The 2,211-nt window shown below is 52.1% G+C and carries 2 protein-coding genes and 1 pseudogene; 2 read left to right on the top strand and 1 reads right to left on the bottom strand.

The window, feature by feature from the left end:
• Positions 1-799 (top strand): annotated as a pseudogene (locus tag A3754_RS27680) (hypothetical protein); the annotation flags it as partial.
• 134 nt (positions 800-933) lie between these two features.
• Here the strand turns inward: A3754_RS27680 and A3754_RS11410 are convergent.
• A complete protein-coding gene (locus A3754_RS11410) occupies positions 934-1,920 on the bottom strand; it encodes a YheT family hydrolase (protein WP_063519784.1) in 987 nt (328 codons plus the stop codon).
• A gap of 105 nt (positions 1,921-2,025) precedes the next feature.
• Here A3754_RS11410 and A3754_RS11405 point away from each other — a divergent pair.
• Positions 2,026-2,211, top strand: a 186-nt coding sequence (locus A3754_RS11405) for an RNA methyltransferase PUA domain-containing protein (RefSeq protein ID WP_197468634.1), incomplete at its 3' end; no start/stop codon positions are given.

Raw genomic sequence — 2,211 nt, 5'->3', positions numbered from 1 at the left:
CGTCCAGCGATTGTCCGCAGGAGAAGAGCCAAACATATCGGACACTTATTTAACTATTGATGGAATACAGATACCATTAGTGTTAGTTAAAACTAACGACTTCCTTCCAGTTTATAAAGCAATTCATTCCACCAAAAGGAAAATTCCTGCCAGAGTATTGCGTTATTGCAAAGAGCAGCTATACGAACTGGTGCAATCTTCAGAACCAGAGAAGAAAATTTGCGTTGTTGACATAGATGAAATTGAAACAAAAGATGATGTAGAGTTTTTAGTCGGTGTTGGGGTTGCTCAACAAGATTTTGTAGGGCCGTCACCAATCGGCTATGCGAGCGTTAGTAAAAATGAATTGTTTGAAGATTTGCTGCATGAGAATAAAGGCTACGATTGTGAGCAAATTCTAAAGCATGTTGCTCCAAAAGCATGTAAGTCAACACCTAATATTCCGGTGTTTATGTACCTAAATAAGTTGGGTATTGCTAGTGAGGAAGCTTATAGGGAAAGCGGCTATCAGATAGATAAGGTTGTATTTCGCGATGTCAAAAAGTTGAGGATGGATACATACAAAAAGCCTTATTTTAGAAACTATCGCCACATGAATATGGATCAAATTATTGAAGCTTGCACTCCCGAAAATGCCGCTGCTTACATTCCATTTCTAAGCGCAGAAAAAATTGATACTGAAACCCTTCGTCAGTTTTTAATTGATAACGAAGAAAAGTTTGATTATGGAGTATCAAACTATGCAAGTAGTTTTAGAAAGCTTGCTGCACTTTATGATAGATTGAAGTGGGGATGGTGACGCTTAACAAGTCAAGGAGCAGGGCACGGGGTCAGACCTCACATTTCACTGGCCTCCATGGCATCCTGGCATGACCCCATGTTGTTATTGGCCTCAGTGCCTCCCTGCCCCCTCTCTGCCGAGAACCATACCTGTCAGCGAAACCCGAACCCCTGCACAAACGCCAGTAGTCGTTGTTCCAGCCAATAGCGCTGGCTTTTGTCTCCCACAAAGCCCACATGGCCACCGTAATCGCTGACTTCCAGTGTCACTGCGGGCCCCAGTTCTTCCTGGTGCGGCAGGGTTTGCGGTGTCATGAAGGGGTCGTCGCGGTTTTGCAGCATCAGCGTGGGGGTGCGGATCTGTAGCAGCTTGGGGCCGGCGGAGCATTGTGCGTAATAGTGGTAGGCGCTACGGAAACCGTACAGCGGCGCGATGATCTGGTCGTCGTAACGCCAAAATGAGCGGATGCCGCTCATGTTCAGGCGATGCAGGCGTTTGGCTTCCGGGGGATTCACCTTGTCCAGGTGGGTTTTCTGAACGGCAAAATTGCCCAGCAAGGTTTTCAGCAGGTGCTGGCGGTACAGTTTCGACAGGCCCTGATCCAGCCGGTTGGCGCAGATGTCCAGCCGCAGTGGAGAGCAGACTGTGGCCACGGCACTCAGGTCGCCATTGTCCCGGTGGGCCAACCAGTTCAGCAGGCGGCTGCCGCCGAGTGAAACGCCAATGGCAATGCGATGCCCGGTGGGATTTTCATGGAACACATGCTTGATGACCGCATCCACATCGTCCACTTCCCCGGCGTGGTAGCACAGGGCGGTGTCGTTGGGTTTCTTGGCACCCCGGCTGTTGATGGCCACGGAACGAATGCCCGCCTCGGCCAGCACCTTCTGCATGCCGCGCATGTAATGGGAGTCGCTGCAGCCGGACAGCCCATGGAGTAACAGCACGGTGAGTTGCCCGGGGCGACTTTCCGGCCCGGCCCAGTCCAGCAGCAGATAATCACCGTCCTTCAGGTTCAGCCGTTCACTGCGCCGTTCTACCTCGGGCAGGCTACGGCCCATGGGCCCCCACAGGGTTTGCAGGTGCGGGTTGCGTAGCCATAGCGGTGGTCGAAATGCGGACCGTACGATCTCGCCCATAGGCAGGGTCTCATCCAGTGGTCAGGAAAAATCACGCCTGAGGCGCGGCGTACGTATGGTAGCCTTTTGTTTTTCCCGCTGGCAGCTATTCGTGATGGAGATTCCATGCCGCGCCGTTTTTTTGATGATCAGGATTTTCACTCCGGACAGGCCGTAGCGTTGGGCGCCAGCGCCAGCCACCACATTGGCAAGGTGTTGCGTATGGCGGTGGGCGAGGAACTGGTGGTTTTTAACGGCCGCGGGGGGGAATGGCTGGCGCGCATAACGGCCATCAACAAAAAAGCGGTCACC

Source organism: Alcanivorax sp. HI0083 (genome assembly GCF_001635175.1).
Note: the sequence above shows the minus strand (reverse complement) of the source record. Positions and strands in the feature narration are given on the sequence as shown.